The organism is uncultured Jatrophihabitans sp., assembly GCF_964246335.1.
Lineage (GTDB): Bacteria > Actinomycetota > Actinomycetes > Mycobacteriales > Jatrophihabitantaceae > Jatrophihabitans.
This window is the reverse complement of the sequence record NZ_CAXTQF010000003.1, coordinates 39,101-60,645: the sequence shown is the minus strand read 5'-3', so window position 1 is coordinate 60,645 and position 21,545 is coordinate 39,101. Positions and strand designations below refer to the sequence as shown.

At 71.1% G+C, this 21,545-nt stretch carries 20 protein-coding genes and 1 pseudogene; 16 read left to right on the top strand and 5 right to left on the bottom strand.

Going from position 1 to position 21,545, the window contains the following annotated elements; genetic code table 11:
- Window positions 1–744: 744 nt before the first annotated feature.
- Entirely contained in the window at window positions 745–1,893 is a 1,149-nt protein-coding gene (locus ACFFCN_RS01750; RefSeq protein ID WP_375489116.1) for a magnesium and cobalt transport protein CorA, read from the bottom strand.
- 59 nt (window positions 1,894–1,952) lie between these two features.
- On the opposite strand from ACFFCN_RS01750, the gene ACFFCN_RS01745 reads away from it, so the two are divergent.
- A complete protein-coding gene (locus ACFFCN_RS01745) occupies window positions 1,953–2,192 on the top strand; it encodes a hypothetical protein (protein WP_375489114.1) in 240 nt (79 codons plus the stop codon).
- A gap of 40 nt (window positions 2,193–2,232) precedes the next feature.
- Here ACFFCN_RS01745 and ACFFCN_RS01740 read toward each other — a convergent pair whose 3' ends face one another.
- The gene (locus tag ACFFCN_RS01740; RefSeq protein ID WP_375489112.1) at window positions 2,233–2,703 is read right to left on the bottom strand and encodes a polyketide cyclase; all 471 of its coding nucleotides are present in this window, start codon (window positions 2,701–2,703) and stop codon (window positions 2,233–2,235) included.
- Between the two features lie 99 nt (window positions 2,704–2,802).
- Between ACFFCN_RS01740 and ACFFCN_RS01735 the strand changes: the two genes are divergently transcribed.
- The 7 genes from ACFFCN_RS01735 (at window position 2,803) to ACFFCN_RS01705 (ending at window position 10,462) form a co-directional block, all read left to right on the top strand.
- Window positions 2,803–3,675, top strand: a complete 873-nt coding sequence (locus tag ACFFCN_RS01735) for an LLM class F420-dependent oxidoreductase (RefSeq protein WP_375489110.1) — start codon at window positions 2,803–2,805, stop codon at window positions 3,673–3,675.
- Window positions 3,676–3,867: 192 nt separating this feature from the next.
- Entirely contained in the window at window positions 3,868–4,647 is a 780-nt protein-coding gene (locus ACFFCN_RS01730; protein WP_375489108.1) for an electron transfer flavoprotein subunit beta/FixA family protein, read from the top strand.
- Window positions 4,648–4,675: 28 nt separating this feature from the next.
- Window positions 4,676–5,629 carry an electron transfer flavoprotein subunit alpha/FixB family protein gene (locus ACFFCN_RS01725; protein WP_375489106.1) on the top strand — a complete coding sequence of 318 codons (954 nt, stop codon included), beginning with the start codon at window positions 4,676–4,678 and terminating at the stop codon, window positions 5,627–5,629.
- 131 nt (window positions 5,630–5,760) lie between these two features.
- Window positions 5,761–7,152: an MFS transporter gene (locus tag ACFFCN_RS01720; RefSeq protein ID WP_375489104.1), complete on the top strand. Its 1,392-nt coding sequence runs from the start codon at window positions 5,761–5,763 to the stop codon at window positions 7,150–7,152.
- A 27-nt stretch (window positions 7,153–7,179) separates the two neighbouring features.
- On the top strand, window positions 7,180–8,355 hold the full coding sequence (locus tag ACFFCN_RS01715) for a cysteine desulfurase family protein (protein WP_375489102.1): 1,176 nt from the start codon (window positions 7,180–7,182) through the stop codon (window positions 8,353–8,355).
- Window positions 8,352–9,458: a tRNA 2-thiouridine(34) synthase MnmA gene (mnmA, locus tag ACFFCN_RS01710; RefSeq protein WP_375489100.1), complete on the top strand. Its 1,107-nt coding sequence runs from the start codon at window positions 8,352–8,354 to the stop codon at window positions 9,456–9,458. Before ACFFCN_RS01715 ends, mnmA begins: the two co-directional genes overlap by 4 nt.
- The gene (locus ACFFCN_RS01705; protein WP_375489098.1) at window positions 9,455–10,462 is read left to right on the top strand and encodes a methionine synthase; all 1,008 of its coding nucleotides are present in this window, start codon (window positions 9,455–9,457) and stop codon (window positions 10,460–10,462) included. The genes mnmA and ACFFCN_RS01705 overlap by 4 nt, the downstream gene beginning before the upstream one ends.
- A 13-nt stretch (window positions 10,463–10,475) precedes the next feature.
- Here ACFFCN_RS01705 and ACFFCN_RS01700 read toward each other — a convergent pair whose 3' ends face one another.
- Window positions 10,476–11,048, bottom strand: coding sequence for a hypothetical protein (locus ACFFCN_RS01700; protein WP_375489096.1), 573 nt, complete (start codon window positions 11,046–11,048; stop codon window positions 10,476–10,478).
- 98 nt (window positions 11,049–11,146) lie between these two features.
- Between ACFFCN_RS01700 and ACFFCN_RS01695 the strand changes: the two genes are divergently transcribed.
- From ACFFCN_RS01695 to ACFFCN_RS01680, 4 genes and pseudogenes are all read left to right on the top strand, one after another.
- Window positions 11,147–11,743 (top strand): hypothetical protein, encoded by a 597-nt coding sequence (locus ACFFCN_RS01695; RefSeq protein ID WP_375489095.1) that lies wholly within the window; start codon window positions 11,147–11,149, stop codon window positions 11,741–11,743.
- 46 nt (window positions 11,744–11,789) lie between these two features.
- A pseudogene (locus ACFFCN_RS01690) lies at window positions 11,790–12,038 on the top strand (DIP1984 family protein); the annotation flags it as partial.
- 368 nt (window positions 12,039–12,406) lie between these two features.
- Window positions 12,407–14,563, top strand: a complete 2,157-nt coding sequence (ligA, locus tag ACFFCN_RS01685) for an NAD-dependent DNA ligase LigA (RefSeq protein WP_375489093.1) — start codon at window positions 12,407–12,409, stop codon at window positions 14,561–14,563.
- Between the two features lie 94 nt (window positions 14,564–14,657).
- Window positions 14,658–15,584: a phosphatase PAP2 family protein gene (locus ACFFCN_RS01680; RefSeq protein WP_375489091.1), complete on the top strand. Its 927-nt coding sequence runs from the start codon at window positions 14,658–14,660 to the stop codon at window positions 15,582–15,584.
- Here the strand turns inward: ACFFCN_RS01680 and ACFFCN_RS01675 are convergent.
- Window positions 15,476–16,366, bottom strand: a complete 891-nt coding sequence (locus tag ACFFCN_RS01675; RefSeq protein WP_375489089.1) for an oxidoreductase — start codon at window positions 16,364–16,366, stop codon at window positions 15,476–15,478. The two genes, ACFFCN_RS01680 and ACFFCN_RS01675, sit on opposite strands and share 109 nt — an antisense overlap.
- A 28-nt stretch (window positions 16,367–16,394) precedes the next feature.
- Complete coding sequence (locus ACFFCN_RS01670) at window positions 16,395–17,084, bottom strand: ACT domain-containing protein (protein WP_375489087.1); 690 nt, start codon at window positions 17,082–17,084, stop codon at window positions 16,395–16,397.
- Window positions 17,085–17,197: 113 nt separating this feature from the next.
- Between ACFFCN_RS01670 and gatC the strand changes: the two genes are divergently transcribed.
- From gatC to ACFFCN_RS01650, 4 genes are read left to right on the top strand one after another with little or no spacing between them, the layout of a single operon-like run.
- On the top strand, window positions 17,198–17,530 hold the full coding sequence (gene gatC, locus ACFFCN_RS01665) for an Asp-tRNA(Asn)/Glu-tRNA(Gln) amidotransferase subunit GatC (RefSeq protein WP_375489085.1): 333 nt from the start codon (window positions 17,198–17,200) through the stop codon (window positions 17,528–17,530).
- On the top strand, window positions 17,527–19,023 hold the full coding sequence (gene gatA / locus ACFFCN_RS01660) for an Asp-tRNA(Asn)/Glu-tRNA(Gln) amidotransferase subunit GatA (protein WP_375489083.1): 1,497 nt from the start codon (window positions 17,527–17,529) through the stop codon (window positions 19,021–19,023). The genes gatC and gatA overlap by 4 nt, the downstream gene beginning before the upstream one ends.
- Window positions 19,020–20,522, top strand: a complete 1,503-nt coding sequence (gene gatB, locus ACFFCN_RS01655) for an Asp-tRNA(Asn)/Glu-tRNA(Gln) amidotransferase subunit GatB (protein ID WP_375489081.1) — start codon at window positions 19,020–19,022, stop codon at window positions 20,520–20,522. Before gatA ends, gatB begins: the two co-directional genes overlap by 4 nt.
- On the top strand, window positions 20,515–21,543 hold the full coding sequence (locus ACFFCN_RS01650; RefSeq protein WP_375489079.1) for a DUF2332 domain-containing protein: 1,029 nt from the start codon (window positions 20,515–20,517) through the stop codon (window positions 21,541–21,543). Before gatB ends, ACFFCN_RS01650 begins: the two co-directional genes overlap by 8 nt.
- Window positions 21,544–21,545 lie beyond the last annotated feature (2 nt).

Below are 21,545 nucleotides of genomic sequence, written 5' to 3'. Positions count from 1 at the left end.
GCCGCGCCGTCGGCGCGGGGAGTGGCCAGGACCACCACGTCCAGCGAGCGGTCGACGTCTCGCTCGGCGTCGGGCAGCATGCGGAAGTCGTCGGCACGGACGTTCGTGACGTCGTCGAGCAACCGCCCGGACCAGGCCGGCGGCTCCACCGAGAGTTGGGCGTCGACGAACGACCCGCCGTGCTCGACGTCCAGTGCGCGCAGCCGCGGCCCGGCGTGCAGGCCACCGACCCAGGTCGGCGTGAACCCGCATGCGGTCAACAGCGACGTCAGCTCCGCGGCGCTGAACTCCCTGGTGTGGAAAGGATTGACCGGCTCGTCGAGTCCGGGGGAGAACGTGAGGCGGTTGGGCGTGGTGACGAGCAACATGCCGGCCGGGCGCAGCACGCGACGGCACTCCGCGAGGAATTCGACGTGGTGCCACACATGCTCGATGACCTGCAACGTCGCCACGACGTCCACCGACGCGTCGGCCGCCGGGAGCGCCGCGAGATTGGCCCGTACGAACGACGCCGTGCGATAGGTGCGTGCCGCGTGCGCCACCGTCGGTGCGTCGTAGTCGACGCCGACCACCGTCGCGGCGCCGCGGGCCAGCACTGCTGTGCCGTAGCCCTCGCCGCAGCCCACTTCGAGCACCCGGGCGTGGCGTACGTCGGCCCACAGGTAGGCAGCCTCGTGCCGGCGGAACCAGTAGTTCTCGTGCGCGATGCCCGGCACCGTGCGCTCGCCGGTCAGCGGCAGCGCGTCAGATCCAGCCACGCCGCTTGAACAGGAAGTAGAGGACGACCGCTGCGGTCACCATCAGCAACACCGCGAAGGGGTAGCCGAGGTACCAGCCCAGCTCGGGCATGTGCCGAAAATTCATGCCGTAGATCGACGCGATCGTCGTCGGAGCGAAGCCGATCGCAGCCCACGCGGAGATCTTCTTCACCTCGTCGTTCTGCGAGTTGCTGGCGCGACTGAGCGCCGTCATCTCCTCGTTCTGCCGCTGAGCCACCAGGATCGAGTTCACGGTGAGGATGTCGCGCAACTGCACGCGGAACTGCTCGACGCGCTCGTTCACCTGCGTGACGTGGTCGGCGACGTCACGCAGGGCCCGGCGCTGTTCTTCGTCCACGTGGTACTTCTCGAAACCGTGCGCGAGCGCGTCGAGCATCGCGTTCAACGGCACGGTCGCCCGCTGGAACTCCAGCACCTCCTGCGAGAGCTCGTAGATGCGCCGCGACACCGCGGGGTCACCGCCGAAGACCTGCGTCTCGATCTCGTCGATGTCGGTCTCCAGCCCGTCCGCGACCGGGCTGTAGCCGTCCACGACGGTGTCGAGGATCGCGTACAGCACCGCCTCGGTGCCGCGCGCGAGCAGTTCCGGGTCGTCCTCCAGCCGGTGCCGAACCTCACCCAGGTGCGGGCTCTCCGCGTGCCGGACGGTGATCACGAAGTTGTGGCCGAGGAAGACGTGCAGCTCGCCGAACTCGACCTGCTCGACGTCGTCGAGGTATCGGGCGGCCCGCAGCACGACGAACAGCGTGTGGCCGTAGCGTTCGAGCTTCGGGCGCTGGTGAGCCAAGATCGCGTCCTCGACAGCGAGTTCGTGCAGCCCGAACTCGCGCGCCAGCGAGTTCAGTTCCTGCTCGCTCGGCCGGTAGAGGCCGATCCACGCCATCGCTTCGCGGTGCTCGTGCAGGTTCGCGATCGTGTCGGCCAGCGTGGCCGGGCTGTCGGTGCGCCGGCCGTGCCGGTAGACCGCGGCATCGACGAGGCCGTGGCCCTCGGCGTCGCCGCCGTCGGGCTCCAGCCCTGCCGGTTGCTCCGCGGGTTCGACGCGGAGCGCGGGACGTCGGGTGCGTCGCGCTCGGGTCAGTGCGTCGCGCACGTTGGTGCGCCGCTCGGCCATGTGCGAACCATAGCTGCGGGCACTAGCTCAGACGGGCTGCGGGATGCGACCGTTGAGCAATGGCCGACGACCCTGCCGACTTCGAGCGCCGCTTCCGGCTCGAGCTGGAGCGCACGCAGGCTGTGGCGGACGAACTCGTCGGTTTGACCGAGGCCGAGGCACGCGCCGTTGTCGGGATGGAGGGGGACCTCAGTGTCCGGGTGGTCGACGAGAACGGCGCGATCACGTTCGACCTGAGTCCCCACCGCGTGACCCTGTGGATGCGTGACGGCCGCGTCGTCAGGACCAGTGCGGGCTGATCCACCACCCGTGCGCGGGTCGGCTGCTACCGCTGAGTTATCAGCTGCCGCTGATGGTCTCCTCGAGCCGGGCGAGGGACTGCTCCATCTGGTGCTTGCTCACGAGCGGGAAGCCGACCTTCTTGAGCAGCTCCTTGTCGGTGACCTTGCTCCAGTCGTAGGTCAGCGTGACGTGGGTCGCGCGCGGCCCCTGCGGGTCGAGCTCCCAGACCCATTCCCACCCGGGCGGCTCGGTGCCTGCCGGCGCGGTCTTCCAGGAGATCAGCTTGTCGCGCACGAAGCCCGTCACGACGTTGTCCGTCTGGTAGTCACCGCCCATGTGCGGGCCGGTCATGTTCATCCGGAACGTCTGCCCGTTGGCGGTGATGCGGTCGGCGTGGTCGGCGCTGCGCACAAAGCCCGAACCGTCGAGCTGCGCATGCCGGTCCGGCAGCGACAGCACGTCGAAGATGTCCTTCGCGGAATGGTCGATGTCGCGCGAGACGGTGATCGAGGTGTCGGAGTCAGCCATGCCTGCCGACCTACCCCCGGCAGGTCCGCGGACTAACGTCGAAGGCGAGTCCGTACCCGCGACCGCGGGCCCGCAACCCCACGGAAGGGGCGTCTTGGAATGAAGCTCGGCCTGCACGTCTGCGACTTCACCTACCCCAGCGGGCCGCCGGCGCTCGCCGACGACCTCGGCCGGATCGCCGAGGCTGCGGAGCAGGCCGACTTCGCCAAGCTCAGCGTCATGGATCACGTGTGGCAGATCCGCCCCGTCGGCCCGATCGAGAACGACATGCTCGAGGCGTACACGACACTGGGCTACCTGGCGGCCAAGACGTCGCGCATCGAGCTGCTCACCTGGGTGACGGCGGTGTCGTACCGCGATCCGGGGTTGCTCGCCAAGTGCGTGTCGACGTTGGACGTGCTCTCCGGCGGCCGGGCCTGGCTGGGTATCGGCGCCGCGTGGAACGACGAGGAGGCCGCGGGCCTCGGCCTGTTCTTCCCACCGACGGCCGAACGGTTCGAGCGGCTCGAGGAGACCCTGCAGATCTTCCTGCAGATGTGCAGCGACGACGACTCCGCCTACGACGGCAAGCACTACCACCTGACGCGCACCATGAACGTTCCGCAGACGCTGGCGCGCCCGCACCCGCCCATTCTCATCGGTGGCGGCGGGGAGAAGAAGACGCTGCGGCTCGTGGCGCAGTACGCGCAGGCGTGCAACCTGTTCGCCGGGCCCGAGCTCGAGCACAAACTCGACGTGCTGCGGCAGCACTGCGACGACGTCGGCCGCGACTACGCCGAGATCGAGAAGACGGTCATGATGCCACTGGACATCGGCGACAACGGGGAAAAGATCGACGACGTGATCGCCGAGTGCCGACGCCTCGCGGGCATCGGTGTGCAGCACGTCCACGGTCGCCTGGACAACGTCGCGGCCATCACCCCGATCGAGTTGGTCGGCGAGCGGCTCGTGCCGGCAGTCGCCGACTTCTGAGCCCGCGGGACCCACCGAGAGCAGCGTCATATTGCTACTGGCGAGTAACTTGGGCACAGTGTTACGAGAACGTGTCGGCACGAAGCCCGGTGCGCGAAGCTTGCACCACGGGCACGCCGCCGATGCGCGTCCGAATTCCCGCGAGAAGTGCTTGCGGGTCTGCGACGTTTCGTCTGAGAGGTCTACGAGCGCATGAACATCGTTGTGCTGGTCAAGCAGGTGCCCGATACCGAGGGCGACCGCAAGCTCAACTCGTCCGACAACACCGTCGACCGCGCAGCGGTCGACCCGGTGATCAACTACATCGACGAGTTCGCCATCGAGGAGGGCCTGCTGCTCAAGGAGGCGCACGGTGGCGAGGTCACCATCCTCACCGTCGGCCCCGAGAAGGCGACCGAATCCATCCGCAAGGCGTTGTCGATGGGCGCGGACAAGGCAGTGCACGTGCAGGACGACGCGATCCACGGCTCGGACGCAGTCGCGACCGCGAAGGTGCTGGGCAAGGCACTCGGCTCGATCGAGTGGGACGTCGCCATCTCGGGCTCCGAGGCCACCGACGCGCGGGGTGCGGTCGTGCCCGCCCTGCTCGCCGAGGTGCTCGGCGCGCCGCAGCTCACGCAGGCCCGCAAGGTGACGATCGACGGGTCCACCGTCACCATCGAGCGGGTCACCGATACCGGCTACGAGAAGGTCGAGGGCGCGACCCCCGCCGTCATCAGCGTGGTCGAGAAGATCAACGATCCGCGGTACCCGTCCTTCAAGGGCATCATGGCCGCCAAGAACAAGCCGATCGAGGTCAAGTCGTTGTCCGACATCGGCCTCGACGCCGGCGAGGTCGGGCTCGACAACGCGTGGACGTCGGTCGAGTCCTTCGAAGCCGCGCCGCCGCGTGAGGCTGGGCAGAGCGTGAAGGACGAGGGCGACGGCGGCGTCAAGATCGCCGATTACCTCGCGTCCAAGAAGCTCATCTGACCCGTCGAACCGACTAGGAGACATCACCATGGCTGAAGTACTTGTCCTCGTCGACTCGCTCGACGGAACCGTCAAGAAACCGACCCTCGAACTGCTGACCGCCGCGCGTCAGCTCGGCGAACCGGCCGCCGTGGTCGTCGGCGCACCCGGCACCGCGGAGCCGCTGAAGAACCAACTTGCCGAGTTCGGCGCAGCGAAGGTGTACGTCGTCGAGAACGACGACATCGCCGGTTACTCCGTCGCGCCCAAGGCCGAAGCGCTCAAGGCCGTCGCCGACCAGGCGTCGCCCGCAGCTGTGCTGCTCGCCTCGACCGCGGAGAACAAGGAGATCGCAGCGCGGCTGGCCCTTAAGCTCGAGTCCGGCCTGCTGTACGACGCGGTCGGCCTCGACGCCGACGGCGGCGTCACGCAGTCGATCTTCGGCGCAGCGGTCACCGTCAAGGCCAAGGCCAAGGGCACGCCCGTGATCACCGTGCGGCCGAACTCGGTCGCGCCCGAGGCGTCCTCCGGTGCTGCCGACGAGGTCAAGGTCGAGGTCACCGTGTCCGACGCCGCGAAGGCCGCGAAGGTCACCGACACCGTGGTGGAGGAGAAGGGCTCGCGCCCGCAGCTGTCCGACGCGTCGGTCGTCGTGTCCGGCGGCCGAGGCATCGGCAAGGCCGACAACTTCGACATCATCGAGAAACTCGCCGACTCGCTCGGCGCGGCCGTGGGCGCCTCGCGCGCTGTCGTCGACGCCGGCTGGGTGCCGCACACCATGCAGGTCGGCCAGACCGGTGTCACCGTGTCGCCGCAGCTCTATGTCGCCGTCGGCATCTCCGGCGCGATCCAGCACCGCGCCGGAATGCAGACGTCCAAGACGATCGTCGCGATCAACAAGGACGCCGAGGCGCCGATCTTCGAGATCGCCGACTTCGGGGTGATCGGTGACCTGTTCGAGGTCGCGCCGCAGCTCACCGAGGAGATCAGTAAGCGGAAGTAGCTCGTACCCGCTCGACGAGTGGCGCGGAATCTGCCTGGCGGCGCAGAAATCCGCGCCACTCGTCGTGTTCCGCGGCGATTGGTTGACGATGCCGTTGAGGTGAAGTCGACTTCACCTTGCATGCTGTGCAGGTGACTTCGACAGCCCGGGCGCAGCAGCAGGCGCCGGGGTCGATCTTCGCGGGGCAGCTGCGGGCGACCACGGTCGGCATCCTGACGCTGATCACGCTGATCGCGTTCGAGGCCATGGCGGTGTCGGCCGCGCTGCCGACCGCGGCCCGCGAACTGCACGGCCTCGCCGCCTACGGGTGGGCGTTCACCGGCTTCCTGGTCGCGAACGTCGTCGCCATGGTCGCCTCCGGGCAGATCTGTGACGCGCGTGGTCCGCGGCCTGCCGTGCTCGTCGGCGTGGCCTGCTTCGTCGCCGGTCTGCTCGTCGCGGGCACGGCGACGACGATGCTGCAGCTCGTCGCGGGCCGGGTGGTGCAGGGCCTCGGCGGCGGGCTGATGATCACCGCGATCTACGTCGTGATGGGCGAGGCCTACCCGTCACGACTGCGGCCACCGCTGTTCGCCGCGACGTCGTCGGCGTGGGTGGTGCCGTCGCTGATCGGCCCGGCGATCTCCGGCCTGCTCGCCCAGCACGCGAGTTGGCGCTGGGTGTTCCTCGGGCTGGCGCCGTTCTGCGTGCTCGGCGGGGTGCTGATCGCGCCGACCCTGCGCAAGCTGGCGACGCCGACCACCCGCACCGGGCGCTTCGCCGGTCCGTCGCGCCTGGCCCGCGCCGTCGCCGTGGCGGCCGGCGTGGCGGCGCTGGAACAGGCGGGTCAGCACCCCTCGCTGTGGGCGATCGGGATCGCCGTGGCCGGCCTGCTGGTTTTGGTGTGGGGGATCCGCCGCCTGGTGCCGGCCGGCACGTTCCGGGTGCGTCCCGGCGTCTCCGCGGCGGTCGCGCTGCGCGGCCTGCTCGCCGGCGCGTTCTTCGGCGTGGAGTCCACGGTGCCGCTGTCACTCACCCTGCAGCACGGGTACGGCGCCACCGTGGCCGGTCTGCCGCTGGCGTGTGCCGGTCTGAGCTGGGCGTTCGGCTCCTGGGTGCAGGGCCGGGCCGACGACTCCCGCGGCCCGCACGTCCGCGCGCGACTCGTGCGCGCCGGCTTCGGATGCGTGGCGGTGGCGGCCGCCTTGATGGCCGTCGCCGCGGTGCCGGGCCCCACCGCGTGGTGTGCCTTCGTCTCGTGGCTCATCGCGGGGTTCGGTGCCGGATTGGCGATGTCGAGCGCCAGCGTGCTGCTGCTCAATTTCACGACGGACGCGACGCGCGGCGCGGATTCGGCGGCACTGCAGCTCGCCGACTCCACGGCCAACGCGCTCACCACCGGCATCGCCGGTGTGCTGATCGCGGCCGCCGCACGGCACGCGATCGGGTTCACCGCCGCGTTCACCGGCGTCGACCTCGCGATGTGCGCGATCGCCGCCGTCGGCTTTGCCGCCGCAGTCCGTGCCCGACCGGCCCGAACGTAGGGCCCCCGGTCGTAAGCTGGTCAGGCGATGCACTACCTCGACCATGCAGCGACCACGCCGATGCTGCCCGAAGCGATCGCCGCGGTCACGCAGGCGATGGGCCGGGTGGGCAATCCGTCGTCGCTGCACGCGGCCGGGCGCCAGGCGCGCCGGCACGTCGAGGAATCGCGCGAGACCATCGCCGCGTCGATCGGTGCCCGGCCGTCCGAGGTGATCTTCACGGCCGGCGGCACCGAGTCGGACAACCTGGCGGTCAAGGGCATCTACTGGTCCCGACGTGCCGACCCGCGTCGTCGGCGGGTGATCGTGAGCGCCGTCGAGCACCACGCCGTGCTCGACGCCGTCGACTGGCTGGTCGCGCACGAGGGCGCCGAGGCGGTGGTGCTGCCGGTCGACGCAGCCGCCGTCCTGGACCCGGCCACGCTGGCCGCCGCGATCGCCGACGACCCGGGCTCGGTCGCGTTGATCAGCGTCATGTGGGCGAACAACGAGGTCGGCACCGTGCAGGACATCGCGGCGCTGGCGGCGCTCGCGCGCGAGCATGGCATCCCCATGCACAGTGACGCGGTGCAGGCCGTCGGTGCGGTGCCGGTCGATTTCGCGGCGTCCGGGCTCGACGCCCTGACGATGACGGGGCACAAGCTCGGCGGGCCGCCCGCCGCGGGCGCGCTCGTGCTGCGCCGAGACGTCGAGTGCATGCCGCTGCTGCACGGCGGCGGCCAGGAACGCGACGTGCGGTCCGGCACGCTGGACGTGCCGGGCGCCGTCGGTCTCGCTGTCGCGACGCGGCTGGCCACCGAGCGGCGCGCGCAGACGGCCACGCGTGTTTCGCGGCTGCGCGAGCGCCTCGTCGACGGCATCCTCGCGGCCGTGCCGGACGCCGTCGTCAACGGCCACCCGACGCGCCGGCTGCCCGGTGTCGCGAACCTGGCCTTCCCCGGCTGCGAGGGCGACGCGCTGCTCATGCTGCTCGACGCACGTGGCATCGAATGTTCCACCGGCTCGGCGTGCTCGGCCGGCGTGGCACAGCCGTCGCACGTGCTGTCGGCAATGGGCGCCACCCCGGCGCTCGCCCGCGGCGCGCTGCGGTTCTCGCTCGGGCACGACTCGACCGAGGCCGACGTCGACGCGGCCGTGGACGCGCTCGTGCCCGCCGTGGAGCGCGCCCGTCGCGCCAGGCTCGCCTCGGCGGCCGTGTCGTGAGGGTCCTGGCCGCGATGAGCGGCGGGGTCGACTCCGCTGTTGCCGCGGCGCGTGCCGTCGACGCCGGGCACGACGTCACCGGCGTGCATCTTGCGCTGTCCGCGCAGCCCGCGACGCTGCGGCACGGAGCGCGCGGTTGCTGCACCCTCGAGGACGCCAACGACGCACGGCGGGCGGCCGACGTGCTCGGCATCCCGTTCTACGTCTGGGATCTCGCCGAACGATTCCGCGCGGACGTCGTCGACGACTTCGTCGACGAGTACGCCGCGGGCCGCACCCCGAACCCGTGCCTGCGGTGCAACGAGAAGATCAAATTCTCGGCCGTGCTGGACCGTGCGCTCGCGCTCGGTTTCGACGCCGTGGTCACCGGGCACCACGCGCGGCTGGACGACGGGCGACTGCGGCGCTCGGTCGACGCCGGCAAGGACCAGTCGTACGTGCTCGCCGTATGCACCGGCGAACAGCTCGCGCATGCGATGTTCCCGCTCGGTGACACGACGAAGACCGACGTCCGGGCCGAGGCTGCCCGGCGCGGGCTGGCCGTCGCCGACAAGCCCGACTCGCACGACATCTGCTTCATCGCCGACGGCGACACCCGCGGTTTCCTCGCGCGCCGGCTGGGTGCGCGGTCCGGACCCATCGTCGACGCCGAGTCCGGCGAGGTGCTCGGCACGCACGACGGCTCGTTCGGCTTCACCGTCGGGCAGCGACGCGGGCTGAATCTCTCCCGCCCGGCACCCGGGGGCGACCCGCGCTACGTGCTGTCCATCCGGCCGGCCGACAACACGGTCGTCGTCGGGGCCCGCGAGCGGCTGGCCGTCGACACCGTCGAGGCTCTCGATCCGGTGTGGACGTCCGGCGCAGCACCCGAGGCCGCATTCGAGTGCACCGTGCAGCTGCGGGCACACGGCATGACGAGCAACGCTCGGGTCGAGGTCGATACGGCCGGCGGCGCGGTGACCGCGACGCTGGCTGGTGTGCAGCACGGCGTGGCGGCGGGGCAGGCGCTCGTGATGTACGACGGCGACACCGTGCTGGGCTCGGCCACGATCACCGCCGCGCGTACCGCCGGCGTCGCACGGACCGCCGACGTCACCGCGTGACGCGGCCGCAGGCGATGTGGCCGCCGGGTGCGGTCACCGGTCTCGGCTCGTTGCCCGGCACCGATCCCGTCGAGGCGGCGACGCTGGTGTTCGGCGAGCTGCCGGACCTGCCGCATCTGCCCGAGCTGCCCGCCCGCGGGCCCGGTGCGGACCTGCTCGGCCGGGCCGCCGCGCTGCTCGTCGACCTGCCGGTCGAGCTCGTGCCGTCGGGCTGGCGGCTGACCGGGCATCCCGGCCGCGACCTGCGCCGCGCGCACGACCTGCTGGCCTGGGACCTCGACGCGCTCGAGACAGCGGCGGCCGGCTGGACCGGCCCGCTCAAGGTGCAGGTCGCCGGTCCGTGGACGCTCGCCGCCGGCCTGGAGCTGCCTGGCGGCCACACCGTGCTCAGTGACGCCGGTGCGGTGCGTGACCTCGCCGCGTCCCTGAGCGAAGGCGTGGCTGCGCACCTCGCTGCCGTCACGGCGCGTGTCCCCGGCGCCGTCCCGGTGCTGCAGCTCGACGAGCCGACGCTGCCGGCGGTGCTCGGCGCCCGCATTCCCACCCCGTCCGGGTACGGCACGGTGCGCGCGCCGGAGGCCGCCGTGGTCGAGCAGACGCTGCGCGACCTGCTCGCGGTAGCGGACGAGGGCGCGCGGGTCGTGCACTGCTGTGCCGCGGACGTGCCGCTCGCGCTGCTGCACGCCGCCGGTGCGGACGCGATCGCGCTCGATACCGCGCTGCTCGAGACATCCGCCTACGACGAGCTCGGCGCCGTGGTCGATGCCGGCGTCGCGCTGTGGCTCGGCGTGCTGCCTGGCACGGACGCGACCGTCGAGCTCGCGCAGCTGCGGGGTCGGGTGGCCCGGCTGTGGAGTGCACTGGGCTTCGCGCCGGCGCAGTTGCCCGCGTCGGTCGTTCCGACGCCCGCGTGCGGTCTCGCCGGCGCGTCGCAGGCGTACGTGCGACGCGCGCTGTCGCTGCTGCGCGACCTCAGCAAGGCCATGCTCGACGACGCCGCCTGACGCGTCGGTCAGCTCACCAGTCGAGCGGCCGCGCATCGGCGGGTGCGGGCACCGGCCACGGCAGTCCGAGCGCGTCCCACCACGGGAACGGCCCGCCGACGATGCCGATCTCCTCCCACGCGGTGGCCGACTCCTCTTCCGCGTCCACGACCGCAGGAGCGGCGACGCCGAAGGTGTCCGCGGCTGCGGTCGCGGCCGGCACGCCCGCGATGTCGGCGTCGCGCGGATCGCCGTCCAGGTCCTCCAGCGCCACGTCCACCTCGTCGGAAGACTCCGGATCGGCATTCAGGATGTAGCGCCGATGCACGACCTCGACGACACCGTCGCTGGCGCGGGCGACCACCCACCGTGCACCGAACTCGTCGTTGTCCTCGGCGACGGCAAGCCGCGCGGTGCCAGCGGCCGCGAGGCCGGACAGCAGGTCATCGACGACCTCGATCTCGGACACGCTCACCGACACGCGTTCCCAGCCGTCCGCAGCCCGGGTCCGGAACCCGTCGACGAGGCTCGCCCGGACGGCGTTCGAGGGCCGGTACGCCGAACCCGGCGCCACGTCGATCACGAAGGTTGTCCCGTAGGTGCTCATGCAGCCATTGTTGGCTCGCGCTCGTTCGCGATCAACGGCGAAGCTGCGCCATCCTGCGCGACGTCGTAGGTTCGTATCGTGGCGCGACACCGCGAATCGTGATCGACCAACGCTTCGTCCTGCTCGGCGCGGCCCTGACGTTGTTCGGCACCGTCCGCTACATCTGGCAGACCGTCCACGGCCGCACGAAGCCCAACCGTGTCACGTGGACGCTGTGGGCGACTGCACCGATCATCGGCTTCTTCGCGCAGCTCGACAAAGGGGTCGGGCTGCCCTCGATCCTCACGTTGTCCGTCGGGCTCGGCCCCGCGGCGATCCTCGCCGCGTCCTTCGTCAACCCGGGCAGTTACTGGCGCATCGGTCGGTTCGACATCGCTTGCGGCCTGGTGTCGGTCGCCGCGCTGGTGATCTGGCTGTCGCTCGACGATCCGACACCGGCGGTCGTCTTCGCGGTGTTCGCCGACCTCATGGGCGGCATTCCGACGTTGCGCAAGTCGTGGATCGCACCCGAGACCGAGCAGGCGTCGGTGTTCGCGCTGTCCGCGCTCAACGGCGCGATCACAGTGTTGACGATCGACCACTGGAACGTCGCGACGTGGGCGTTTCCCGTCTACATCGCCGTGCTCGGCACCGTCATGAGCACGGTGGTGGTGACCCGGCGGCGCGCCCTCGCGGCGGTGCCCGATCCCGCTTGACGCCCAGTGGACACTTCCGAAGCGGAACAGGAGGGGCGGTGCACTGATGAAGTTGGCCGAGGGGCTCGCGCAGCGGGCCGACGCGTCGCGCAGGGTCGAGCAACTGCGCGCTCGCGCTGTGCGCAGCGCGCGATTCCAGGAAGGCGAGGAGCCGGCAGAGGATGCCGCTGCGCTGTTGGCGCAGGCCGATGGCGTTCTCGACGAGCTCGAGTCGTTGATACGCCGGATCAACCGGACGAACGCCGCCAGTGAGCTGCGCGGCACCGGCGGCACTATCACCGACGCCCTGGCGCAGGCGAACTGGGAGGTCGATCTCCTCGATTGATCCGCTGATCGATCGGCTGCGGGCAGCAGGTAGTCCGTGGAGGCGTGCACCGACCCCGGATCGAGGGGCAAATCGATCATCCTTCGGCGACGCGAGGGGCCGCGTCCGGGGTTCGACTCCCCTTTCTGCACCGCGCAGGCCCAGCACGTTGCACAGGTGACCGGGTACGACGCACCGTTCATCACCGGGTGCAGATCCTCGGACGAGGGCGGGCACGGGGCGTGGCTGCGGCCGACCGGTCGGACACGATGAATCCTCGCTGCGCCTCGCCGTAGCGAGGTGCAGCGGGGATTCATCGATGCTGCCGCGACGTCGGACCTGCCCAGTAAGTTTTCCTCATGGCGAAGGCTGTGCAGGCAACGGCGCAGGACTCCGCGCGGCAGGAACACGCGCAGCTGTCCCAGCAGCTCGACGACGCGTCCTACCGCTACTACGTCCTCGACGCGCCGACGATCAGCGACGCCGAGTACGACACCGCGATGCGCCGCCTGCAGGAGCTCGAGGACACCTACCCCGATCTGCGCACGCCGCAGTCGCCGACGCAGCGTGTGGCCGGAACGTACTCGACGCTGTTCACGCCCGTGGACCATCTCGAGCGCCTGCTCAGCCTGGACAACGCCTTCTCGACCGAGGAGATCGAGGCCTGGGCGCAGCGTGTCGAGCGCGATCTCGCACCCCGCGCGGCCGACGCCGCGGGCGGCACCGTGCCCGGCTATCTGTGCGAGCTCAAGGTCGACGGGCTTGCCGTCGACGTCGTCTACGAGAACGGTCGGCTGGTGCGCGGCGCGACCCGCGGCGACGGTCGGACGGGGGAGGACGTCACCCCGAACCTGCGCACGCTGGACAACCTGCCCGACCGGCTCACCGGCGACGACGTTCCGTCGTTGCTCGAGGTGCGCGGCGAGGTCTTCTTCCCCGTCGCGCGGTTCACCGAGCTGAACGAGGCATTGGTGGAGGCCGGCAAGCCGCCGTTCGCGAATCCGCGCAACACTGCCGCGGGATCGCTGCGGCAGAAGGATCCGCGGGTCACCGCCACGCGGCACCTGTCGCTCGTGCTGCACGGCGTGGGCAAGGTCGAGGGTGGCCCGCAGGTCGGCGCGCAGTCGGAGTGGTACGCGCGGCTCGCCGGCTGGGGGCTGCCGGTGTCCGACCGGGTACGGGTCGTGCCGGATCTGCGCGGCGTGCAGGAGTTCATCGACTACTACCGCGAGCACCGGCACGACGTCGAGCACGAGATCGACGGCGTGGTGGTCAAGGTCGACGAGTTGACGCTCCAGCGTCGGCTCGGGTCGACCAGTCGGGCACCGCGATGGGCCATCGCATTCAAGTACCCGCCGGAGGAGGTCAACACGAAGTTGCTCGACATCCGGGTCAACGTCGGGCGCACCGGCCGGGTCACCCCCTACGGCGTCATGGAACCGGTCAAGGTGGCCGGTTCGACCGTCGAGATGGCGACGCTGCACAACAAGTGGGAGGTCGAGCGCAAGGGCGTGCTGATCGGCGACACCGTGGTGCTGCGCAAAGCGGGCGACGTCATCCCGGAGATCGTGGCGCCGGTCGAGGCACTGCGTGACGGCAGCGAGCGACCGTTCGTCATGCCGACGACGTGCCCGGCGTGCGGCACGACACTCGCCGCGCAGAAGGAGGGCGACAAGGACATCCGCTGCCCGAACGGGCGCAGCTGTCCCGCGCAACTGCGCGAGCGGTTGTTCAGCCTGGCGTCGCGCTCCGCGCTCGACATCGAGGCGCTCGGCTACGAGGGCGCCACGGCGCTGCTCGACGCCGGCGTGCTCACCGACGAGGGCGACCTGTTCTCCCTCGCGCCCGGCCCGGACGGTGACGAGGCCGCGGCCCGCGCCACGTTGGCGCAGGTGCCGCAGTACACCCGCGCGGCGAAGAAGAGCGATCCCGCCGAGCGGGTGCACGACGGCCGGACGCTGTCCGCGAACGGCGAGAAGCTGATCGCGAACCTCGCGCAGGCCAAGGATCGCCCGCTCTGGCGGATCATCGTCGCGCTGTCGATCCGGCACGTCGGGCCGACCGCCGCCCGAGCGCTGGCCACCCAGTTCGGCGACCTGCGCGCCGTGCGCGACGCCTCGGTCGAGCAACTGGCCGACGCCGAGGGCGTCGGCCCGACGATTGCCGACGCCGTCACCGAGTGGTTCGCCGTCGGATGGCACGCCGCGATCGTCGACAAATGGGCCGAGGCCGGCGTGCGGATGGCCGACGAGATCGACGATTCCACCCCCCGCACACTCGCCGGCCTGAGCGTCGTCGTCACGGGATCGCTCGCCGGGTTCTCCCGCGACGAGGCCAAGGAGGCCATCCTGAGCCGCGGGGGCAAGGCTTCCAATTCGGTATCGAAGAAGACCGATTACGTCGTCGTGGGCGAGAATGCAGGGAGCAAGGCTGACAAAGCCGAGCAGCTCGGCGTCACCGTCCTCGACGAGGGCGGGTTCCGGGATCTTCTCGCCGACGGCCCGCAGACCCGCTGACCGCGGGTGGCCGCGTTCACAGGTGCGGTGGGCGGCGGGTTGCCGGTCCCGGCGCCGGGGCACCATGAACGTGACGGCAGGAGTGGATTCGGCGATGTTCGGGCGACGCGAGCTGGCGACCGCTCGCCCGGTCCCGCCCGAGGGGCCCGCTACGGCGCCACTCGACCAGTCGATGATCGCGCGGGCACGGCGTTCGATCCGAGAGCACCCGTCGGCATGGCGGACGGTCACCTTGGTCGTCGTGCTGGTCGTCTACCTGGCGCTGACCCTGGGGGTGCTGTTCAACAGTCCGGTCATCCGCGTCGACCGTGACTTCCTGCGCCTCGACCTGCGCGGCCAGTTCCCCAGCTGGGATCCGTGGATCAAGCATTACGTGATCTTCGGCCAGCGCGGTCCGGCGACGCTGTTCTTCCTGCCGTACTTCTGCTGGGTCACCTGGCGGACCCGCTCGACGCGGCCGCTGGTCCTGCTGGCGACGTCGTTCGTGCTGCTCAACGTCAGCGTCGGCGTCGTCAAGCTCGCCACCGGGCGGCTCGGCCCGCGGCAGACGAGCCACGCGCACGAGATCCTCGTCGGCGGCGACATCTACCCCTCCGGCCACGTGTCGAATGCCGTCGTGCTGTACGGGCTGATCGCGATGATCGCGATCAAGCACCGCAGGTTCGCCGTGTGGAGCGCGGTGTTCCTGTCCGTCACGGTCGGGCTCGGCACCGTTTACCTCGACACGCACTGGTTCAGCGATGTCGTCGGCGGCTGGTTCGCCGGCGCGATCGTCTTACTGCTGCTGCCCAGCGTGATGCCCTATGCCCAGCGGTGGGCCGACGCCGTGACCACCCCTCTGCTCGCCCGGTGGCGGCGCCGCCGCGGCCGCACGGTGCAGGCCGCTGCCGCTCCGCAGGCCGTCGCGAGCAGTCAGTCGGCCAAGACCGTCACGCCGGTCATCTCGCGGGCGCGTTCCCAGAGCTTCGCAGCCACCTCGGGATCACGGGAGGCCTTGGACGACCGCACCCGGTGCGGGTGACCGCGTAGTTCGCCGGGGCCGTCCGGCCCGTAGAACGCGCCGTTGACGACATCGGGCATCGTGGCGGCGTAGAGCTCGGGCAGCGCACCGTGCTCAGCGTCCTGCGCCATCACGGTGTTGCCGATGCCAAGGATGCGATCCTGGATCGATTCGGTGTGCGACTGCAGTTCGGTCGAGGCGTAACCAGGATGGGCCGCACTAGAAATCACCGTCGAGTCCCGCTCGGCCAGGCGGCGGCCGAGCTCATGGGCGAACATCAGGTCGGCGAGCTTGGACTGGGCGTATGCACCCCAGCGGCGGTAGTGACGGCGCTGCCAATTCAGATCACCGAGATTGATGCGGCCGACGTAGTGGAAGATGCTGGACAGCGTGACCACGCGGTCACGCACGGCCGGCAGCAGCAAGCCGGTGAGCGCGTAGTGGCCGAGGAAGTTCGTACCGAACTGCATCTCGAAACCATCGGCCGTGCGTTTCTCCGGCACCGCCATGACGCCCGCGTTGTTGACGAGCACGTCGATCTCGCCCACCTCGCCGGTCAGCTCTTCGGCAAAGCGGCGAACCGACACGAGATCGGCAAGATCCAGCGCGCGCACCCGCACGTCGCCGGACATCCCGGCCGCTGCGGCCTCGCCCTTGTCGGTGTTGCGGCACGCGAGTACGACGCGCGCGCCGTGTGCTGCCAAGGCACGTGCGGTGGCCTCGCCGAGGCCGCTGTTCGCGCCGGTGACGACGAACGTGCGGCCGGACTGATCCGGGATGTCTGCTGCGCGCCATTTCGCCATTGGGCGACTGTAACGGGGCGTCGCGGGTTCAGCCGCTGTAGGCGCCCGGCGCGGGCTCGCCCACCGGGCGGGCCGACACGGTGGCGGCGATCGCCGCGAGGTGTTGCAGCCGCACGAGCTCGGAGGCCAGCCAGCGCAACGCCGGACGGCCGACGAGCAGCGCCGCGTCGCCCAGCGGGCTGACCGCCAGCTCGGTGTCCAACCGGTGCCAGTCGGCTGGGGCCCAGGTTTCTCCTGCGTCGAGCTGACGCGCGGGCCGCGGCGGCCACCACGGCACGGCGAGCTCGTCGATCTCCGGCGCGGCGCCGCCGCGGGCAAGCACCCGGCCGGCGCCGTCGGGCGTCGTGGGAGGTGCGAGGACCAGCGCCCAACCGGCCCGGAAGATGCGCGCGGCGCCGTCGGCGAGCACCGCGAGCGACGCCTGCGGGTCACGGGCGAGTGCCTCGAGCAGCTCGAGCTCGCGGTGCGGGTCGATCTGCCCTGCGTAGGCGCGGATGGACTCGACCTGCACGCCGTGCACGGTGGCCGCGGCGGTGATCAGCGAATCGGGCAGCCGGTCCGACGGCAGCTCCACCACGAAGTCGTCGACGGCGCTACCCGGAGAGCGCTCGATGACGTCGACGCTGAGGATGTCCGCGCCGACCGTGCCGAGTGCCGACGCCACCGCGCCGAGCGCACCGGGCCGGTCGGGCAGTACGAGCCGCAGCAGGAAGGACACCGGCACAGGGTGCCGCACGCCTGTGACGTGCCCGTTACGGGGGCGGCCGCGGCCGCGGACGGGCGGGGAACTCGCGCGCAGCGCAACCGCCGCCGTCCGTAGACTCAGCAGTCGTGTCGACGACATCGCAACCGGCCGGCGAAGACCCTGCGCGCATCAGCCGCGACGACGTCGCGCACCTCGCGCGATTGGCGCGGCTGGCCGTGACCGACGCCGAACTCGACCAGTTCGCCGGCCAGCTCGACGTCATCCTCAGCTCGGTCGCCCGGGTGCGCGAGGTCGCGGCCGCGGACGTCGCGCCGATGTCGCACGCCGTGCCGATGACAAATGTCTACCGCGCCGACGAGGTCCGCCCCTGCCTGCCGCGCGAGTCCGTGCTGGCCGGCGCGCCGGCCGTCGAGGACGAGAAGTTCCGCGTGCCGCGCATCCTCGTGGACGAATCATGAGCGACCTGACCGGGCGTACCGCGGCCGAATTGGCCGGGCTCGTCGCGGCCGGCGAGGCATCCGCGGCGGAAGTTGCGCAGGCGCACCTGGACCGCATCGCCGAGGTCGACGCCGATGTGCATGCGTTCCTGCACGTCGACGCCGACGGCGCGCTCGCGGCCGCCCGCGCCGTCGACCAGCGGCGCGCCGCGGGGGAGGCGCTGGGCCCGCTGGCCGGCGTGCCGCTGGCGATGAAGGACGTCGTGGTCACCAAAGGCGTCCCCACCACGGTCGGTTCCAAGATCCTCGAGGGCTGGATCCCGCCCTACGACGCGACCATCACCACGCGGGTGAAGGACGCCGGCATCGTCATGCTCGGCAAGACCAACATGGACGAGTTCGCGATGGGCTCGTCGACCGAGAACTCCGCCTACGGTCCGACGCGCAATCCCTGGGACCTCGAGCGGATCCCGGGCGGCTCCGGGGGCGGCTCGTCCGCCGCGCTCGCCGCTTTCGAGGCGCCGCTCGCGATCGGCACAGACACCGGCGGGTCGATCCGTCAGCCCGCGTCGGTCACCGGCACGGTCGGAGCCAAGCCCACCTACGGCGGCGTCTCCCGCTACGGCCTGGTGGCGCTCGCGTCCTCGCTCGACCAGGCGGGGCCGTGTGCGCGCACCGTGCTCGACGCCGCGCTGCTGCACGAGGTGATCGGCGGCCACGACCCGTGTGACTCGACCTCGATCGACGCTCCGGTGCCGGGCGTCGTGGCCGCCGCCCGCGACGGCGCGCGCGCCGACCTGACCGGCGTCCGGGTCGGGGTCGTGCGCGAACTCGCCGGTGACGGTGACCAGGCGGGTGTGCTCGCCGCCTTCGATGCCGCAGTGCAGACGTTGCAGGGGCTGGGTGCGGAGGTCGTCGAGGTCAGCTGCCCGCACTTCGACTACGCGCTGCCCGCCTATTACCTGATCCTGCCGAGCGAGTGCTCGTCCAATCTGGCGCGCTTCGACTCGGTGCGTTACGGCCTGCGTGTCGGCGACGACGGCGTCAACTCCATGGAGGACGTCATGTCGCTGACCCGCGAGGCCGGCTTCGGGCCGGAGGTCAAGCGGCGCATCATGCTCGGCACCTACGCGCTGTCGGCGGGCTACTACGACGCCTACTACGGGCAGGCGCAGAAGGTCCGCACGCTGATCGCCCGCGACTTCGACACGGCCTTCGACGCTGCCGACGTGCTCGTGTCCCCGACGTCGCCGTTCGTCGCCTTCGGCATCGGCGAGCGCATCGACGACCCGATGGCGATGTACGTCAACGACCTGTGCACGCTGCCAGCATCGCTCGCGGGCACCCCGGCGATCTCGGTGCCGTGCGGGCTGTCCGAAGGACTGCCGGTCGGCCTGCAGATCATGTCGCCCGCACAGCGCGACGAGCGCGGCTACCGCGTAGCCGCGGCGTTCGAGGCAGCCACCGAGCCGGTGCTCGCCCGCATCCCCGCGCTGACCGGAGCTGCGAAATGACCACGACGCGCAGCGACGACGTCGCGACGGTCACCGAGAAGTACGACCCGACGATCGGGCTCGAGACGCACGTCGAGCTCGGGACCGCCTCCAAGATGTTCTGCGGGTGCGCCACCGAGTTCGGCGCGCCCCCGAACACCCACACCTGCCCGGTCTGCCTCGGACTGCCGGGTGCGCTGCCGGTGGCCAACGAGCAGGCGATCGAGTCGACCATCCGGATCGGTCTGGCCCTGAACTGCTCCATCGCGTCGTGGTGCCGGTTCGCGCGCAAGAACTATTTCTATCCGGACATGCCGAAGAACTTCCAGACGTCGCAGTACGACGAACCGCTGTGTGTCGACGGCTACCTCGACGTGCAGGTCGGCGATCGGACGGTGCGCGTGGAGATCGAACGGGTGCACCTCGAGGAGGACACCGGCAAGAACACCCACGTCGGGACGTCCGGGCGCATTCACGGCGCGGACTACTCGCTCGTCGACTTCAACCGCGCCGGCATCCCGCTCGTGGAGATCGTGACCAGGCCGGTGACCGGCTCCGGTGAGCTCGCCCCCGAGGTCGCGCGGGCCTACGTCACCGAGCTGCGCGACATCCTGCGCTCCCTCGGCGTCAGCGACGTGCGCATGGAGCAGGGGTCGCTGCGCTGCGATGTCAACACGTCGCTCGCCCCGCGCGGCAGCGACACGTTGGGCACGCGCAGCGAGACCAAGAACGTCAATTCGCTGCGCTCAGTCGAGCGTGCGGTGCGCTCGGAGATGGTGCGCCAGGCGCAGGTGCTCGACGCTGGCGAGCGCGTGCTGCTCGAGACGCGTCACTTCCAGGAGCAGACCGGCGACACCCGGCCCGGGCGCAGCAAGGAGGAGGCCACCGACTACCGCTACTTCCCGGAGCCGGACCTCGTCCCGATGGCTCCGGACCCCGCGTGGGTCGACACGCTGCGCGCGTCGCTGCCCGAGCTGCCCGCCGCGCGCCGCGCCCGGATGCGCGACGAGCTCGGGGTCGGCGCCGAGGACATGACGCACCTGAGCAACGCCGGCGTGGTCGACGTCGTGGCCGCGACCGTCGACGCCGGGGCGCCGATCGGCGAGGCGCGCAACTGGTGGCTCGGCTACCTCGCGCAGAAGGCCAACGAGCGTGAGGTCGCTGCGGCCGAGCTGCCGATCACGCCGCCGCAGGTGGCCCGGGTCATCGCGCTGGTCGCCGACGGCACGCTGTCCACGGCGCTCGCCCGGCAGGCCGTCGACGGCGTGCTCGAGACCGGTGCCGGCGTGGACGCCGTCGTCGCCGAACGCGGGCTGCAACGGGTGTCGGACACCTCGGCGCTCGAGCAGGCCGCGGACGACGCGATCGCCGCCAACCCCGACGTCGCCGAGAAGGTGCGCGGCGGCAAGGTCGCGGCGGTCGGCGCCCTCGTGGGAGCGGTGATGAAGGCAACCCGCGGGCAAGCCGACGCCGCCGCGGTGCGCGACATCCTGCTCGCCAAGCTCGGCGCTGGTGCCTGACCCGGTACCGGACTGGACCGGTCTCGGCCGCGACACCGCCGAGCGCTACCGCGAGATGGCGCGCGACGGTTACGGCGCGATATCGCCGTCCTACGCGCGCCTGGCCGCTGCGGCGGCCGACGACGCGCAGCTGCTCGCGGGCCTGGAAACCCTGCCGGCGATGAAGCGCCAGCCGAACCTGCTGATGGGCGCGGTGCGCTACCTCGGCGGTCCGGTCGACACATGGCGATCGTTTCGCGACTTCCTCGGCGACCGGTGGGGTGACGTGGCTGACGTCATGCGTGTCAGGCGGACCCAGACCAACGAGGCGGCCCGCTGCACGGCACTGCTGCCGGTGCTGGCCGGCCTGCCCCAGCCGCTCGCGCTTCTCGAGGTCGGTGCGTCAGCGGGGCTGTGCCTCTATCCGGACCGCTATGCCTACCGCTACACCTCGTCCGGTGCCGCGCACGAGGTCGGCGACGGGTCGGTGACACTGCCGTGCGCGACGACCGGGCCGGCGCCGCTGCCGAGCACCGTGCCGCATGTCCGGTGGCGCGGCGGGCTCGACCTGAACCCGCTCGACGTGTCCGACGATGACGATGTGCGCTGGTTGGAATCACTGATCTGGCCCGAAGAGGTCGAGCGCTTCGCTCGGCTGCACGCTGCCGTCGCGATCGCGCGCGCCGATCCGCCGCGCATCGCGCAGGGTGATCTCGTGCACGACCTGCTCGGCGTGGTCGAGCAGGTGCCGCCGGACGTCATGCTGGTCGTGTTCCACACGGCCGTGCTCGCTTACGTCGACCCCGCCGGGCGCGCGGCGTTCCGGGAAGCGGTCGCGGGGCTCGCCGGGCAACGCCCTACCTGCTGGGTGGCCAACGAGGCGCCCGGGATCGTCGGGTCCGTCCCGCCGCCGGCCCACGGGGCGGGGCGGTTCGTGCTGGCCGTGGACGAGCGGCCGATCGCGTTTGCCGGCCAGCACGGTGCGAGCCTGGACTGGTTCGACGACGCCCAGGTGCAGCGCCCCTTGCAGGTGTGCACCTAACA

Excerpts from the sequence above, each read along its gene's own strand:
- ACFFCN_RS01750 (WP_375489116.1), bottom strand. The coding sequence starts at position 1,893 with ATGGCCGAGCGGCGCACCAACGTGCGCGACGCACTGACCCGAGCGCGA.
- ACFFCN_RS01735 (WP_375489110.1), top strand. The coding sequence starts at position 2,803 with ATGAAGCTCGGCCTGCACGTCTGCGACTTCACCTACCCCAGCGGGCCG.
- gatA (WP_375489083.1), top strand. The coding sequence starts at position 17,527 with ATGAGCGACCTGACCGGGCGTACCGCGGCCGAATTGGCCGGGCTCGTC.
- ACFFCN_RS01725 (WP_375489106.1), top strand. The coding sequence starts at position 4,676 with ATGGCTGAAGTACTTGTCCTCGTCGACTCGCTCGACGGAACCGTCAAG.
- ligA (WP_375489093.1), top strand. The coding sequence starts at position 12,407 with ATGGCGAAGGCTGTGCAGGCAACGGCGCAGGACTCCGCGCGGCAGGAA.
- ACFFCN_RS01675 (WP_375489089.1), bottom strand. The coding sequence starts at position 16,366 with ATGGCGAAATGGCGCGCAGCAGACATCCCGGATCAGTCCGGCCGCACG.
- ACFFCN_RS01745 (WP_375489114.1), top strand. The coding sequence starts at position 1,953 with ATGGCCGACGACCCTGCCGACTTCGAGCGCCGCTTCCGGCTCGAGCTG.
- ACFFCN_RS01680 (WP_375489091.1), top strand. The coding sequence starts at position 14,658 with ATGTTCGGGCGACGCGAGCTGGCGACCGCTCGCCCGGTCCCGCCCGAG.
- ACFFCN_RS01700 (WP_375489096.1), bottom strand. The coding sequence starts at position 11,048 with ATGAGCACCTACGGGACAACCTTCGTGATCGACGTGGCGCCGGGTTCG.
- ACFFCN_RS01715 (WP_375489102.1), top strand. The coding sequence starts at position 7,180 with ATGCACTACCTCGACCATGCAGCGACCACGCCGATGCTGCCCGAAGCG.
- ACFFCN_RS01740 (WP_375489112.1), bottom strand. The coding sequence starts at position 2,703 with ATGGCTGACTCCGACACCTCGATCACCGTCTCGCGCGACATCGACCAT.
- gatB (WP_375489081.1), top strand. The coding sequence starts at position 19,020 with ATGACCACGACGCGCAGCGACGACGTCGCGACGGTCACCGAGAAGTAC.
- ACFFCN_RS01730 (WP_375489108.1), top strand. The coding sequence starts at position 3,868 with ATGAACATCGTTGTGCTGGTCAAGCAGGTGCCCGATACCGAGGGCGAC.